Source organism: Devosia sp. T2-14 (genome assembly GCF_055397495.1).
The window spans coordinates 3398099-3413156 of the sequence record NZ_AP027921.1 but is presented as its reverse complement, the minus strand read 5'-3'; the positions used below and the strand labels follow the sequence as shown (position 1 = coordinate 3413156).

Below are 15058 nucleotides of genomic sequence, written 5' to 3'. Positions count from 1 at the left end.
GCTAGAGCGCCTTCTGCCACCGGTTCGTCTGAGAACCCATATCGTAGCCAAACTTGAACAGCATCGCGAGCCATTCACGATCACCGAGCAGGCTTTCGGCCTCGGGGAATTCAGCCGGAATTGCCGTCAGGTGGAAGGCAATGCCGCTGCGCTTGGCCTGGCTTGCGAGCTGGTCGAGGTTGGCGCGGCCGAGATACTTCAGCAGCGTCGGAACTGCGCGCTCCAGCAGGTTGAGGCTGGCAAGCTTGGTCACGGTCGATGGAGTTGGCTCCACCACGCCGTTGAAGATCACGTAGAGCTTCTGGATGCCGGTGCCGCCCTTGTAGACGCCGGGCATCAGCAGAACCTGCTGGGTCACGCCGCCATCGACATGCAGCTCGTTGAATTCCTGGCCCTGTGCCTGAACGTCGAGCAGGATGGGCGGGAAAACGCCCGGCACCGCGGTAGAGGCTAGGATGACCTGGTGAACCAGCTCCAGCTTGTTGGGGATATTGCTGATCGCAATGGCGCCAATGTCCCAGATCACGGGGCGCTGGGCGTCGAGGTTGGTGGTGCCGATGTAGAGACGGCGACCCTTGCGATGGGCCGCACCCACTTCGTCCAGCACCTGCTGGTCAACCAGCTGGCGGATCGCGGTCAAGATCAGCTTGTTATCCAGAACGGACGGCGCGCCAAACAGTGCGGAAAGGAAATCGACCCGCAGGTTGGCCTGCTGGGTAATCGTCAGGAATGCGGACTTGAGGCGCTCATCATAGCGCGGGCCGAGGAAGGCCAGGGGAGCCATCATGGCGCCGACGCTGATTCCGGTGACCACTTCAAATTCCGGGCGCGTGCCCTTCTCAGACCAACCGACGAGGAAGCCGGCACCGTAGGCGCCGTTGATGCCGCCGCCCGAAAGGGTGAGGTAGTCGACAAGGCCGTCGCCGCCAGGCTTGACGGTGGAGTGGGTCGCAACGAATTTAGGATCGTCGCCCCAGTAGCGGATGGTCTGGTCCGCAGCGATCGTCGCAGCAGCGGTCAATTGAGGGGGCAGTGCCTTGCGCGGCAACATACTGCTGGCGCATGCTGCGAGCGTCACCGCCGCGAGTACTACAGCGCCAACACGCACCAAATTCCGGACCACCACCAGCTCACCCCCACAGAATCGACCCCGACCCATGCAGATACAGACAAATTGCTGTGATTGTAAAATATGAGTCTTCGAATTGGTTGATCTGATGCAAATGCGGGCGTTGTTGTTGGTCGGCTTGGGCGGTGGCATCGGTGCTGTTGCGCGCTTCACCTTGGGCAGTCTTATCGGTCATTATTGGCCGACGTCCTTCCCGCTCGCCACGCTGGTGATCAACATCATCGGGTCGATTGCGATGGGGGTGTTCATTGGGCTTTTGGCCAAGTTCCTGCCGCCGTGGCAGGAGGCGGCGCGCCTGTTTGTCGCCGTGGGGGTGCTCGGCGGTTTCACCACCTTTTCGGCATTTTCTCTCGAAACAGTCCTGATGCTGGAGCGTGGTGAGCTGTTGGCGGCGGGGGGCTATGTGCTGTTGTCGGTTGTGGTTTGCGTAATTGGGCTTTATCTCGGGCTTTTGGTGATCCGAGGTGTGGCATGAGTGGCGTACAACAGCGGCAGGTAAGTGGCGATGAAGACGGGATGCGTCTGGATCGCTGGTTTGCCAATCATTTCCCTCAGTTGGGGTTTGGCCGCCTGCAGAAACTCATCCGCAATGGTGAGGTAAAGGTCGACAAGGCAAAGGTATCGACGAATACCCGCCTGTCGCCGGGCCAGACCGTGCGTATTCCGCCGATGGACGATCCCGACACGCCCAAGCCCGTGAAGGTGAACAGCGGCGACGCCGAGTTCATCCGTGGTCTGATCCTCTATGAGGACGACGACATTTACGTGCTCAACAAGCCGCATGGCCTCGCCGTGCAGGGCGGTAGCGGCACGAAGCGCCATCTCGATGGCATGCTGAAGAGCCTGCCCAACAAGAAGGGCGAGCCCCCGCGGCTGGTGCACCGGCTGGACCGCGACACCTCGGGCTGCATTGTCGTGGCCAAGACCCACGCGGCCGCCAGCCATTTCGGTACTGTGTTCCGCTCGCGTTCTGCCCGCAAGATTTATTGGGCCATCGTTGCCGGCAATCCGCATCCCCGCCAGGGCGAAATCTCCTGTTTCCTCGCCAAGCAGTCGACCACCGATGGCGAACAGATGGTTGTCGTCAAGAACGGCACGCCGGGTTCGCAGCACTCGCAGAGCTATTACTCGACCACCGATACCGCCAGCCGGCGCTTTGCCTGGGTCACGCTGAAGCCGGTGACCGGCCGTACGCACCAGCTGCGTGTCCACATGGCCCAGCTCGGCACCCCGATCATTGGGGATCCGCGCTATTTCAACATCGAGAACTGGCAGGGTGCGCCGGGTCTCGCCGAGGGCTTGCATCTGCATGCGCGGCGCATTGCGCTGCCACTTCGCAATGGCAAGCGCCTTGATATCTCCGCTCCGCTGCCGCCCCATATGCGCCAGAGCTTTGATGCACTGGGCTTTGATCCTGATCGCTACGACGTCAGCGGGGATCCGGAGGACGGGAATTGAAGCTTGTCGTCTTCGATATGGACGGTACGCTGATCGATACCCAGGCGCTGATTGCCGATCACATGGCTGCGACCTTTGCCGGTTTGGGCCTCGCCGTTCCAGGTCCGGCGGAATCACGCCGCGTCATCGGACTGTCGCTGCCGGTCGCCATGGCGCGGCTGGCGCAGACGGACGATGCCGTGCTGATCGATCAATTGGTCAATGATTACAAGGCGCAATACCGTGCCGCTCTGGTCACGGATGCGGGCCGGGAAGGCCTCTATCCCGGCGCCAAGGATGCGCTGGTGGTATTGCGGGCCCAGCCCGACGTGATCCTCGGTATCGCGACCGGCAAGGGCCTCAATGGCGTGCATCGCATTCTGGCGCTGCACGGCCTGACGGACTATTTTACGACCCTGCAGACGCCCGATCACAACCCCTCCAAGCCCCATCCAGGCATGCTGGAGACGGCGATGCGCGAGACCGGGGCAACCCCGGCCGAGACGGTGATGATCGGCGATACGACGTTTGACATCGATATGGGCGTTGCCGCGGGGTGCAAGACCATCGGGGTAACGTGGGGCTACCATGAACCGCGCGAGCTGATCGCTGCGGGGGCCAACACCATGATCGACCGCTACGACCAGCTCGGCGCTGCGGTTCGACAACTTCTGGACTAGAAACATGCGCGACCAGCTCGAAGACATTCAGAAGCATATCGACGACGGCTATGGCCGTGCCCAGCATCTCAACAAGGTTGAGCTGCCCAAGCGGTTCTATAAGGATGTCGGTGTGTCGCCCGTCGATGGCGGGTTCGTGGTGACGCTGGACGGCCGCCAGGTGCGGACGCCCGGCAAGAAGATCCCCGTCGTCGTGCCGGCTGCGGCCATCGCGACGGCCATGGCCGAGGAGTGGGCGGCGCAGGGCACGCATATCGATCCATCGACTATGCCTATGGTGCGCCTCATTAATTCCGGCATCGAGAGCGGCGAGGAGACCATTCCGGCGTTCCGCGACGAGATCGTCAAGTTCGCGAGTGGCGACCTGATGCTCTATCGGGCCGAGACGCCGCAGGAACTGGTCTCCGAGCAGGAGCTGCAGTGGGACAAGGCGCTGACAACGCTGGCGCGGCATTTCGGCGTGGCGTTCCAGCCGACGATCGGCATCATTCATCAGGCGCAGCCCAAGGCGACGCTGGACCGGTTGGCGGAGTCGCTGGTCAATGAAGGACTGCTGACCCTGACCGCCCTGGTGTCGATCACCGGCCTCAGCGGCTCGGGTTTGCTGGCGGTTGGCCTTTGGAATCAGCTGTTTACGCCCGAGCAGGTGTGGAAGGCGGCCCATGTGGACGAGGACTTCCAGATTTCCCAGTGGGGCGAGGACGAGGAAGCGGCGGAGCGCCGCGCCAAGCGCCGTGTCGAATTCGACACGGCCGTTGCAGCGCTGGATGCGCTACGGGCCTAAGCCCGGCTTTTGACCCATTCGGCAACCTCGGGGGCGACCTCCCCGAGGGGCCCGAGGACGAATTCTCGTTCATGGGCAAAGGGATGCGGCAGATTTAGGCGCGGGGACCTGATCTCGACGCGGTCGTAGGCGATGATGTCGATATCGATCACCCGCGGCCCCCAGACTTCCTCGCGCACGCGCCCCATATCCAGCTCGATCCCTAACAGAACATCGAGCAATTCCAGTGGCTTGAGCGAGGTTTCTACCTCGATGGCCATGTTGGCGAAGTCGGGCTGATCGGTCTTGCCCCAGGCCTTGGTTGTTATCACCTGGGACTGTTTGGTGATGGCGATATGCTCGTGGGAATCGATGCGGCGCAGCGCATCGGCGAGCTGCGCGCTGGGGTCGCCGATATTGGCGCCGAGACTAAGCCAAGCCTTTGAAATCATGATGGGTTCCGCTGGCGGTGGAGCTCGATTGCCGCTTCGCCGCGCACCATGGCAATGGGGGCCTCGGGCTTGCGGAGGCGGATGATAACCCACGTAACGCTTTGAAAGGTCTCGAAGATTCCGTCGACGATGTTCTGCGCGACGGCTTCGAGCAGCTTCATGCGCTTGCCTTCAAAGCCCGCTTTGACCACGTCATAGATATCCGCGTAGGAAATGCCGGTGCTCAGGCGGTCCGTGGCGGCCGGCTGGGTGAGGTCGACGCCCAGTTCGATATCGATAAAGAAACGCTGACCGAGCTTGGCTTCCTCGGCATAGACGCCGTGATAGCCATAAAACCCCAGATCTTTCAGGATGATACGGTCGCCGGTGAATGGCTCGGACATCTTGTTACCTCAGTTCGTTGGGCGGACCATACAAGGTCGCCTGCGCCACGCGAAGGGCGTCGCGATTAGCACGCACGTCGTGGACGCGGAAGATATGCCCGCCATTGATATAGCCCAGCACGGTGGTAGCGATGGTGCCGGCCAGCCGTTCCTCGGGATTGTTGCCGAGGAGCTTGCCGATCATCGATTTGCGCGAGGTGCCGACAAGCACAGGAAAACCGGAAGAAAATGCGGGTTTTTCTTGCAGCATGCTGACAGATTTCTTGCTGTTGGCTGGAAGAATGCTGCCGATTTTCTGCAGGATTTCGTAGTTCTCGCTGAGCGATTTTCCGAAACCGAAGCCGGGATCGAGAATGAGCCGATCGGCACCCAGGCCGGCGGCCGTCGCCAGCTCGATTGTCCGCCCGAAATAGCCGTTCATCGAGTCGAGCATGGGGACGGTCGTATCGCGATCGCTCTCCCAATGCATGGCGATGACGGGTGCATCGTGCAGGGCGGCGACCTCGGCCATTTCGGGGGCGCCCTGCAGGCCGTGCACGTCGTTGATGATGTGGGCGCCAACCTGGATCGCCTGATCGGCGACGAGGGGCTTGTAGGTGTCGACCGAAATCGGCGCGGTAATGCCATCGGCGATCATCGCCTCGATCACCGGCAGGACGCGATCGAGCTCCTCCTGGACGCCGACCGGCTGGGAGCCGGGGCGGGTGCTTTCGCCACCGATGTCGATGATGTCAGCGCCTTCGGCCAGCATGAAGCGGGCATGGGCCACAGCCGACTCGATGCGGTTGTGCTGGCCGCCATCGGAAAAACTGTCCGGGGTGACATTGAGGATGCCCATGACGAGCGGCGTCTGACCGAGAACCAGTGGCGCACGGCCGCGCAAGGGAATGATGTGACTGGTGTGCATGGAGGCACCGTTTGCTGATGAGTGTCCGCAGTAGCAGGCTCAGATGGGCCAGACCAGCATCAGCATGGGTACCGCGACGATGATGACCAAAATCGATAGCGGCGCCCCCAGCCGCCAATAGTCGCTGAAGCGATAGCCGCCCGGTCCCATGACCAGTGTATTGCACTGATGGCCGATGGGGGTGAGGAAATCGCTGCCCGCGCCGATGGCCACCGCTATGAGGAACGCCTCGGGCGCGTATCCCAAATCGGTGGCGAAAGTCGCCGCGATCGGGGCCATGACCAGCACGGTTGCGGCATTGTTGAGGAAGGGCGTCACAGCCATGGCGGTGACCAGAATCAGGGTCAGTGCGGCCCAGCTTGGCAGGGTGCTTGCGGTGCCCGAAAGCCAGCTGGCGATGAGGTCGGTGCCGCCGGTGGTGCGTAGGCTTTCGCTGACGGGAATGAGGCAGGCCAGCATGATGAGGATGGGTGCATCGATGTGGCCATAGACCTCGCGCAGCGGGATGGCGCGGAACAGGACCATGGCGACCGCGGCGGCGAAAAAGGCCGGCGCCACGGGCACCAGGCCAAAGGCAGTGGCCGCCATTGCCACCAGCAGGATTGTGAGCGGCAGCCACACATTGCGGAAACTGCCCAGGCGCAGCCCGCGCTCGACCAGCGGCAGACAATCCCACTCGCGCAGCAGTTCGGGCAGGCGCTTGATGTGGCCGCGCAGCAGGATGACGTCGCCACTCTGGAACTTGATCTGGCCGAGCCGCTCGGTGAAGCGCTGGTCGCGGCGGCTGATCGCCATCAGGTTAAGGCCGGTGCGGTCGAACAGGGTGAGTTCCTGCGCGCTGGCGCCGATGAGGCCTGACGCATCGCCGATGATTGCCTCGATGGTGCCGGTATCGGCGGCATCCTTGGTGGCGGCGCCGCGACGTTCGTTGAAGGAGAGGTTGCCCTGCGCCACCATGCGGTCGAGCGCTTCGGGTTCGCCCTCGATGAGCAGGATATCGCCGGCGCGCAGCTTGGCGTCGGGCAGGGGCGTGCGGCGGACTCCCGAGGCACTGACGATGCGGGTGACCATGGCGCGCCGTCCGGCCGCAACATGCAGATCTGCGATGGTGGTGCCGATGGCCGGGCTATCCTCGCGAACATGGGCCTCGGTCGTGTAGTTCTTGATCTCGATGGCGCTATCCATGCCGGTATCGTGGCGCTTGCGCTCGGGCAGCAGGCGATAGCACAGCACGAGGAACGCAATGCCCACCAGCGAGAGCGCCGCGCCCACCGGGGTGTAATCGAACATGGTGAAAGCGGTGCCGGTCAGCTCTTCACGCATGCGCGACACGATGATGTTGGGCGAGGTGCCGATCTGGGTCATCAGGCCGCCGAGCAGCGAGCCGAACGACATGGGCATCAGGAACATCGACGGCGACACGTTGGACCGGCGCGCCATCTGGAAGGCGATGGGAATCATGATCGCCAGCGCGCCGATATTCTTGACGAAGGCCGAGAGCACGGTGACCACTGCTACCAGCAGGAGGAGCTGGGCGCGTGGCGTGCTGATATTGGGCGCGAAGCGCCGGACGGCGACTTCCATGATTCCCGATCGCGACACGGCGGCGCTCACTACCAGCGCGCTGGCAACGATGATGACGATATCGTCGGAGAAGCCCGTGAAGGCCATGCTTGGGGTGACAACACCCAGCGCCATGGCCGCCAGAAGGGCGCAGACTGCTATGATATCATACCGCCAGCGCCCCCAGACAAAGGCGACCATCATGGCGCCAAGAACTGCAAAGGCCAGGAACTGGGGTGTGGTCATCAGGCAAGGCACTCCACCGCATGAGGGACTCTGGTACGTCAAAACGGCCTGTCGGCCAAACGGTTACGGGCATTTTTGGGAAATTTGATTCATTTGCCGGGTGCTTGCTGCGGAGGCAGGAGCGAGGCAAAGTCGCCAAAATCCGCTTTGCGCGAGGCCTAAAGACATGTTGCCGCTGCTGCCTGGAACCGCGCTGTCGTTCCTTCTGGCCTGCGTCATCATCGAGCTGACGCCGGGGCCCAACATGACCTATCTGGCGATGGTTTCGGCGAGCGAAGGGCGCAAGGTGGGCTTTGCCACGGTGGCCGGCGTGGCGCTGGGGCTGTCGATCATCGGGGTGATCGCGGCGCTGGGGGTAACCGAACTGATTCAAGCCTCGCCGCCGCTCTATGAAGGGTTGCGCTGGGGCGGGGTGATCTTCCTGCTCTATCTGGCCTGGGATGGCTGGCGCTCGGCGGGCGAGCCGGAAGAGCAGACCCCGGGCGGGCTGGGGCGCTACTTCACCCGTGGGCTGGTGACCAATATCCTCAATCCCAAGGCGGGCGTGTTCTATGTGGCGGTGCTGCCTACGTTCATTTCCGCCGACCTGCCCATTGCCCCACAGGCGCTGACGCTGACCGCCATCTATGTGGGGGTGGCGACGGTGATCCACGCGATGATCGTGGTGCTGGCGGGTACTCTGGAGCCGCTGCTCAACAATACCAGCTATGAGCGCACCTTCCGGCGGGCGCTTTCGGCACTGCTGGCGCTGGTGGCGGTGTGGTTCGCGTTTACGACGCGGCGGTAGGGGGCGGTGGCATATTGGAACGCCTCGTGGTTCGAGGCGCCAAGTGGCGCACCTCACCATGAGGCTACTGTGTACGTCCAGGCCATCTTCCCACCGATGCTGCCCACGGACTTGATCCGTGGGCCTCTTGCCGTGCGCGTGGCGGTGGAGAGTGGCCCGCGGATCAAGTCCGCGGGCAGCGCTGGTGGGTGGGGAGGGTTGGAGAGGGGCGGTGTGGGGGACAGGTGCTTCGACCCCCGCGCAAGGAATTTTCCCTGGCGGGCTTACCTTCGGAATATCGCATGCGTGCTGGCGGTTGGCGGATGGGGAGCGCCCTGATACATCCCCGGCAATGTCTCGACTTATCCCCTTCATCAAGCGGTTTGTGCCCGGCCTGGCTCCTGTCAGCTGGGGCGAGCGGCTGCGGGCGTCCATAGGGGCGCTGATCGGCATTCTAGTGACTGGAGCGGTGCTCGGGCTGGCGCTGGGGCCGGGGGGCGGGGTGCCGATGCTGCTGGCGCCGATGGGGGCTTCGGCGGTGCTGCTGTTTGCCGTGCCGACAAGTCCGCTGGCGCAGCCGTGGTCGATCATCGGCGGCAATACGATTGCGGCGCTTATCGGAGTGACCTTTGCCCGCTATGTCGGCGACCCTGTATTGGCGGCGGGGCTGGCGGTGAGCGTGGCGATTGCTTTGATGATGGCGCTGCGCTGCCTGCATCCGCCCAGCGGCGCGATCGCGCTGACGGCGGTGCTGGGTGGGCCCTCGATCCAGGCGGCCGGTTATGGTTTCGTCATCTGGCCGGTACTGGTCAATTCGCTGCTGCTGCTGGCGGCGGCGCTGCTGTTCAACAATCTCACCGGGCGGCGCTATCCGCACCTCGCGCCCGTACCCGGCAACCCGCACAAGACGGCCGATCCGCTGCCCTCGGGACGGCTTGGCGTGACGCAGGACGATATTTCGGCGGTGCTGGCGCAATATGACATCGTGATGCCGGTGGCGACCGATGATCTCGAAGCCATCCTGCACCGGGCGGAACGGCGCGCCTATGACCGGCGTTCGGGCGGGGTGACCTGCGCCGATATCATGAGCCGCGACGTGCAGGCGGTGGGGCCCAAGACGAGCTTGCGCGAGGCGCTGCGGCACCTGCGGGAGCATCACATCAAGGCGCTGCCCGTGGTGGATCTCGACAACCGGGTTATCGGCATCCTGACCCAGACCGACCTGCTCGACAAAGCCGATTGGGGCGTGCCGGAGGCGGGGTGGCGGATGCCGTCACTGCGCAGCCAGCTCAAGGGGCGGGTGGAAGACGTGATGAGTGCGCCGGTAACCGCCGCATTACCCGAAACCCACATCGCCCAGATCGTGCCGCTGATGGCCGATGCGGGGCTGCATCACCTGCCGGTGGTTGATGCCGATGGCAAGCTGGTGGGCATGCTGACCCAATCGGACGTGATGGCCGCAATGTTCGCGGTGTCGCAGGACGCGGCGGCCTAGGGTAGCGCTTAACGCCAGCCCCTGGCTTCGAGGCCGGATTTCAGGACCAGGGTGAGGACGGCCATCAGGGCCAGCGTCGAGGCGGCGGCGAAGGCGCCGGTGACGTTGAAGTCGTTGAACAGCTGGCTGATCTGGAGGGGCAGGGTGTTGGTCTGGCCGCGGATGGACCCCGAGACCACGGAAACCGCGCCGAACTCGCCCATCACGCGCGCATTGGTGAGAATGGCACCATAAATGATGGCCCAGCGGATATTGGGCAGGGTGACGTGCCAGAACATCTGCCAGCCGCTAGCGCCGAGCGAGAGTGCGGCTTCCTCATCCTCGGTACCCTGCTGCTGCATCAGGGGAATCAATTCGCGGGCGACGAAGGGCGCGGTGACGAAAAGGCTCACCAGCACGATGGCAGTGACGGTGAACATCAGCTGGATATTGGCGCCGGCGAGCAGCGGGCCCAGCAGACCCTGTCCGCCATAGAGGAAGAGATAGACCACGCCGGCGACGATGGGGCTGACGGCGGCGGGCAGCTCGATCAGGGTGATCAGCACGTTGCGGCCGCGGAAGCGGAAGCGCGTCACCAGCCAGGCGATGCAGACGCCGATGACGATATTGATGGGGACCACGATAACGGCCGTGAGCACGGTCAGGCCGATGGAGTGGAGCGTGTTGGGCTCGAGGATATTGGCAAAATAGACGCCGAGACCTTCGCGCAGGGCGAAAGCGAAGATCAGCGCCAGCGGCACGACAAGCATCAGGGCCGCGAGCACGAAAGTGAGGGCGATCAATGCGATTTCGCCCGATGAGCGGGTGTGGGCTTTGGTGCTCATCAGCGGCTCCGATCGGCGTAGCGCACCTGCCAGGCCTGCAGGGCGTTGGTGGCGAGGAGCGTAAGGAAGGCGGCGAGCAGCAGCACGAAGGCCAATGCGGCTGCGCCTTGGTAGTTGTATTCGTCCAGGCGGATGAAGATCAGCAGCGAGACGATCTCGGTCTGGCCGGGCAGGTTGCCGGCGATGAAGACCACGGCGCCGAACTCGCCCAGCGACCGCGCGAAGGACAGCACGCATCCGGCCATGAAGGCGGGCAGGATGGTGGGCCAGATCACGCGGGCAAAAGTTTGCCAGCGGGTTGCGCCCAGGGTCCGGGCGGCTTCCTCGAGATCGACCTGGATTTCCTCGAGCACCGGCTGGACCGTGCGCACCACGAAGGGGATCGAGGTGAAGGTCATGGCAACGATGATGCCGATCTGGGTGTAGTTGACCTTGATGCCGTTGGGTTCAAGGAACTGGCCATACCAGCCGGTCTTGGAGAAGAGGGTCACCAGAACGAGGCCCGCCACGGCGGTGGGCAGGGCGAAGGGGAGGTCGACCAGCGCATCGAGCAGGCGCTTTCCCGGGAAGCTGTAGCGGGTCAGCACCCAGGCGAGCAGCAGGCCAAAGGCGCCGTTGAAGACGGTGGCGGCCAAAGCCGAGCTGAAGGTGATGCGATAGGCCGCCTGTGCGCGATTGGACGAGACGATGCGCCAGAATTCTTCCCAGCCCATCCCGCCGACTTTGAGGAGCATGGCGAACAGGGGCAGGGCGATGATAATGGTCAGATAGAGCATGGAGACGCCAAGCGTCAGCCCGAATCCGGGCAACAGGTGCTTGCTGCGTCGCGATGTCATCGTGTTCCCTTATGTGAATTTGGCGTGGTACGGGGCCACGCCGGTATTGGCCCTCCCCACGTATGGGGAGGGAGGCAGGTCGGGGCGGGTGGTTACTGGTTGAGGAAGACCCGGTCGAGCAGGCCGCCGTCGGCGAAGTGCTCGGTGGTGACCTTGGCCCAGCCGCCATAGACGTCTTCAACGGTCACGAGGCGCACGGGCGGGAAATCGGCGGCGTGGGCGGCGGCGACGCCTTCGTCATGGACGCGGTTGAAGTTGGTGGCGAGGATTTCCTGGCCTTCGGGCGAATAGAGGTAGTTCAGGTAATCGGTCGCGATCTGCTGGCTGCCGCGGGCATCGGCGACCTTGTCGACCACCGCGACGGGGAATTCGGCCAGCAGGCTGATCGAGGGAACGACGGCGTCATACTTGTCGGTGCCAAGCTGCTTGCGGATGCCCTGCACTTCGGCTTCGAAGGTGATCAGCACGTCGCCCAGCTCGCGCTCGGTGAAGGCGGTGGTGGCGCCGCGGCCGCCGGTTTCGAAGACGGGGACGTTGGAGAAGACCTTGGTCAGGTAGGCTTCGACCTGAGCTTCGTCGCCAGCAAAGGCTTCGTTAGCCCAGGCGCGGGCGGCCAGGTAGGTGTAGCGGGCGTTGCCCGAGGTCTTGGGGTTCGGGAAGATCACAGCGACGTCGTCGCGCGAGAGATCGGCCCAATCCTTGATGCCCTTGGGATTGCCGGCGCGCACGAGGAAGGCGGGCAGCGAATAGTAGGGCGAGGCGTTGTTGGGGAATTCTTCCTTCCAGTTGGCCGAGACGAAACCTTCGTCGGCCAGCTTCTGCACGTCGGTGACCTGGTTGAAGGTCACGAGATCGGCCTGCAGGCCTTCGAGAATGGCGCGGGCCTGAGCGGAGGAGCCGGCATGGGACTGGTTGACGGTGATGGTCGCGCCCGAGCTTGCGGCATAGGCGGGAACGAAGTCGGCGTTCACGGCCTCAAACAGCTCGCGGCCAATGTCGTAGGAGACGTTGAGGATGTCGGTGGGCTGGGCGAAAGCCGGTGCAGTGCCGAGGGCGAGAACGGCTACCGCGGTGGAGAAGAACTTGTTCATGCGACGCTGCTTCCAACGATTGAGAGTGACGTTGGCAGCGGTGATGGAACGGCCCTGATTGGGTCGTAAAGGGCTAAATGCTTGTATCGGATGACTAATTCTAGCCGGTAACTGGAGCGGCAATGCTATTGCGCAAACTCGTCCCGCGGCGCGATTTCGTTTCGGAGTGGCCGACCGCCAGCGGCGACCGGCCCGTGGTGACTAACGCGCTACGGCGCGCGCAATACCGATGATGATGCAGGCGCCGACAAAGCCGGCGATCAGGTATCCGAGCCAGCCGGCAAAAGAAATGCCGAGCACGCCAAGCAACAGGCTGGCGAGCACCGCACCCACGATGCCGAGGATAATGTTCATGAGAAGTCCGGTATTGCTCTTCATGAACTGATTTGCCAGCCAGCCTGCAACACCGCCAATGATGATTGCAGCCAACCAGCCTACGCCATCAATTCCCATGTGTTCTCCTCCTCAATGGGACTCACAACACGGTTGAGCGTGGCACAGGCACCAGAGAATACAAGGGTTTCGCGCGTGGCGTCGCATGGGGGCCGCTAGCGCAGTCTCGCGGGGCCGCAGGACTGCGCGACATTTTCGCGCGGTGCCCGCAAATCGCCGATTCAAGGTGCAAAGCCGGCCCGCTGGTTGGGGCAAATTAATAGTTGGACCCAATAGGTTAGATTGGCCCCTCGCCCAAGGCGGGAGAGGCACGCCGGCCAGAATGGCCGGGGACGTCCGATTGATAGGTCGAAAGCATGCAGAATACCTCCGTCATTCCATTTTCGAGCGAAATGGAATTCGTCCGCTATGCGCTGGACAGCGCAGCCATCGTGGCGATGACCGACGTGCGAGGGGAGATCACCTTCGTAAACAGCAAATTCTGCGAGATCAGCGGCTATAGCCGCGAGGAGCTGGTGGGCGGAAACCACCGCATGCTGCATTCCGGCATGCATGACAAAGCCTTCTTCCGTGAGATGTATCGCACCATCGCCAATGGCGCAGTGTGGCACGGTGAAATTTGTAACCGACGCAAGAACGGCTCGCTGTATTGGGTGGATACTACGATCGTTCCCCATGTCGGCAAGCGCGGCAAGGTCGATAGCTACACCGCCATCCGCTTTGACATTACCGCCCGGCGCGAGGCCGAGCAAAAGCTGCGCCAGGTGGTCAATGTCGACGCACTGACGGGTATTCCCAACCGGCGGCGCTTTCAGGAATACCTCGACGAGGCGCTGCAGGAGGCCGCCGAGATGAACGAGGCCGTCTATCTCGCGCTGGTGGACCTTGATGCGTTCAAGGAAATCAACGACTCGTTCGGGCACGATGTGGGCGACCGGCTGCTGCGCATCGCCAGCGAGCGGCTCAGCGCCCTTGCAGGGCACGGCATTTTCGTGGCTCGCCTTGGTGGCGACGAGTTCGGTATCGTGCTGACGGGGAAGGAACCGGCCGAGGCGCTTACGCTGGTCAATGACGCGCTCAGTGTGTTGCGCGAGCCGGCCCTTCTGGGCGGTGTCACCCGCAGGTGCACGGCGAGCATTGGCGTGGCCGCTTCGCCGCAGAATGCCGAGACGGTGGAAGAGCTGTTCAAGAACGCCGACCTTGCCCTCTACCGGGCCAAGAAACTGGGGCGCGACCAGGCGAGCTTTTTCGTGCAGCGCCTGCGCGATGTGGCGGACCGGCGGAGCGAACTGGTGCAGGCGATCGAGGACGGGCTCGATCTGGGTCAGTTCCTGCTGCATTACCAGCCGGTGGTTCCCGTTGTTCCGGGCGGGCAGGTGTCGCTCGAGGGGCTGCTGCGGTGGCAGCATCCCGAAAAGGGGCTGCTTACGCCGGGTAGCTTCCTCTCAGACCTCAATGACCCTGGGCTGATGGCCGTTCTGGGCATGCTGGTGCTGGAGACGGCCATGGATGACATGCAGACCATCATCGCGCGGGGCATTCCGGTCAGCCGCATCGCCATCAATGTGACCAATGCCGATTTCCGGTCTGACCAGTTCATCGACCGGTTCTTCGAACTGATCGCGCGCACCGGCATATCGCCCAGCCGATTCTGCGTGGAAGTGACCGAGGGCGTGTTCCTGGGTCGCGACTTTGCCGATATCGAGCGGCGGATCAGCCGGCTGCATGGGGCGGGGGTGGAAGTGGCGCTCGACGATTTCGGAACGGGCTTCGCCAGCCTCTCGCACCTGCGGCGCATGCCGATCGACCGGATCAAGATCGACCGGACTTTCATCGCCAACCTGACCGACAATTCGGATGACCTGGCGATCGTGCGCGGAACTATCGATATCGCCCACGGCATGGGCAAGCTGGTGACGGCTGAGGGGGTGGAGACGCGCGAGCAGTGCGAGATGCTGCGCTCGCTCGGCTGCGATTCCATGCAGGGGTGGTATTTTGCGCGGGCTCAGTCGCTCGACCGATTGCCCTATGTGCTGGAAAACCTGCCATCGCCGCTCGACGAGGAGCAGCGGGTAAAGTTCGCGGCGGGGTAG

General features: G+C 63.3%; 16 protein-coding genes. 7 read left to right on the top strand and 9 right to left on the bottom strand.

Annotation, left to right across the window (positions count from 1 at the left end; translation table 11 throughout):
* Position 1: 1 nt before the first annotated feature.
* A complete protein-coding gene (locus ACZ5WT_RS16760) occupies positions 2-1051 on the bottom strand; it encodes a patatin-like phospholipase family protein (RefSeq protein ID WP_464284907.1) in 1050 nt (349 codons plus the stop codon).
* A gap of 154 nt (positions 1052-1205) precedes the next feature.
* On the opposite strand from ACZ5WT_RS16760, the gene crcB reads away from it, so the two are divergent.
* Genes crcB through ACZ5WT_RS16740 form a run of 4 tightly spaced genes read left to right on the top strand, consistent with a single transcriptional unit; the run spans position 1206 to position 4030 of the window.
* A complete protein-coding gene (gene crcB / locus ACZ5WT_RS16755) occupies positions 1206-1604 on the top strand; it encodes a fluoride efflux transporter CrcB (RefSeq protein ID WP_464284906.1) in 399 nt (132 codons plus the stop codon).
* Positions 1601-2587, top strand: a complete 987-nt coding sequence (locus ACZ5WT_RS16750; RefSeq protein ID WP_464284905.1) for an RluA family pseudouridine synthase — start codon at positions 1601-1603, stop codon at positions 2585-2587. Before crcB ends, ACZ5WT_RS16750 begins: the two co-directional genes overlap by 4 nt.
* On the top strand, positions 2584-3246 hold the full coding sequence (locus tag ACZ5WT_RS16745; RefSeq protein ID WP_464284904.1) for an HAD-IA family hydrolase: 663 nt from the start codon (positions 2584-2586) through the stop codon (positions 3244-3246). The genes ACZ5WT_RS16750 and ACZ5WT_RS16745 overlap by 4 nt, the downstream gene beginning before the upstream one ends.
* A gap of 4 nt (positions 3247-3250) precedes the next feature.
* Positions 3251-4030, top strand: coding sequence for an ATP12 family chaperone protein (locus tag ACZ5WT_RS16740; protein WP_464284903.1), 780 nt, complete (start codon positions 3251-3253; stop codon positions 4028-4030).
* Here ACZ5WT_RS16740 and folK read toward each other — a convergent pair.
* From folK to ACZ5WT_RS16720, 4 genes are read right to left on the bottom strand one after another with little or no spacing between them, the layout of a single operon-like run.
* Positions 4027-4461: a 2-amino-4-hydroxy-6-hydroxymethyldihydropteridine diphosphokinase gene (gene folK, locus ACZ5WT_RS16735; protein ID WP_464284902.1), complete on the bottom strand. Its 435-nt coding sequence runs from the start codon at positions 4459-4461 to the stop codon at positions 4027-4029. The two genes, ACZ5WT_RS16740 and folK, sit on opposite strands and share 4 nt — an antisense overlap.
* Positions 4458-4844, bottom strand: coding sequence for a dihydroneopterin aldolase (gene folB, locus ACZ5WT_RS16730; protein ID WP_464284901.1), 387 nt, complete (start codon positions 4842-4844; stop codon positions 4458-4460). The genes folK and folB overlap by 4 nt, the downstream gene beginning before the upstream one ends.
* A 4-nt stretch (positions 4845-4848) precedes the next feature.
* Positions 4849-5751, bottom strand: coding sequence for a dihydropteroate synthase (folP, locus tag ACZ5WT_RS16725; protein WP_464284900.1), 903 nt, complete (start codon positions 5749-5751; stop codon positions 4849-4851).
* 39 nt (positions 5752-5790) lie between these two features.
* A complete protein-coding gene (locus ACZ5WT_RS16720) occupies positions 5791-7560 on the bottom strand; it encodes an SLC13 family permease (RefSeq protein ID WP_464284899.1) in 1770 nt (589 codons plus the stop codon).
* A gap of 166 nt (positions 7561-7726) precedes the next feature.
* On the opposite strand from ACZ5WT_RS16720, the gene ACZ5WT_RS16715 reads away from it, so the two are divergent.
* Together ACZ5WT_RS16715 and ACZ5WT_RS16710 are read left to right on the top strand one after the other, a co-directional pair.
* Positions 7727-8347 (top strand): LysE family translocator, encoded by a 621-nt coding sequence (locus ACZ5WT_RS16715; protein ID WP_464284898.1) that lies wholly within the window; start codon positions 7727-7729, stop codon positions 8345-8347.
* A gap of 331 nt (positions 8348-8678) precedes the next feature.
* The gene (locus tag ACZ5WT_RS16710; RefSeq protein WP_464284897.1) at positions 8679-9821 is read left to right on the top strand and encodes an HPP family protein; all 1143 of its coding nucleotides are present in this window, start codon (positions 8679-8681) and stop codon (positions 9819-9821) included.
* A gap of 8 nt (positions 9822-9829) precedes the next feature.
* Here ACZ5WT_RS16710 and cysW read toward each other — a convergent pair whose 3' ends face one another.
* From cysW to ACZ5WT_RS16690, 4 genes are all read right to left on the bottom strand, one after another.
* Positions 9830-10645 (bottom strand): sulfate ABC transporter permease subunit CysW, encoded by an 816-nt coding sequence (gene cysW / locus ACZ5WT_RS16705; RefSeq protein WP_464284896.1) that lies wholly within the window; start codon positions 10643-10645, stop codon positions 9830-9832.
* The gene (gene cysT / locus ACZ5WT_RS16700) at positions 10645-11481 is read right to left on the bottom strand and encodes a sulfate ABC transporter permease subunit CysT (protein ID WP_464284895.1); all 837 of its coding nucleotides are present in this window, start codon (positions 11479-11481) and stop codon (positions 10645-10647) included. Before cysT ends, cysW begins: the two co-directional genes overlap by 1 nt.
* Positions 11482-11573: 92 nt before the next feature.
* Positions 11574-12572, bottom strand: a complete 999-nt coding sequence (gene cysP, locus ACZ5WT_RS16695) for a thiosulfate ABC transporter substrate-binding protein CysP (protein ID WP_464284894.1) — start codon at positions 12570-12572, stop codon at positions 11574-11576.
* 201 nt (positions 12573-12773) lie between these two features.
* Positions 12774-13025 carry a GlsB/YeaQ/YmgE family stress response membrane protein gene (locus ACZ5WT_RS16690; RefSeq protein ID WP_464284893.1) on the bottom strand — a complete coding sequence of 84 codons (252 nt, stop codon included), beginning with the start codon at positions 13023-13025 and terminating at the stop codon, positions 12774-12776.
* 296 nt (positions 13026-13321) lie between these two features.
* Here ACZ5WT_RS16690 and ACZ5WT_RS16685 point away from each other — a divergent pair, with 296 nt between their 5' ends.
* On the top strand, positions 13322-15058 hold the full coding sequence (locus ACZ5WT_RS16685) for a putative bifunctional diguanylate cyclase/phosphodiesterase (protein WP_464284892.1): 1737 nt from the start codon (positions 13322-13324) through the stop codon (positions 15056-15058).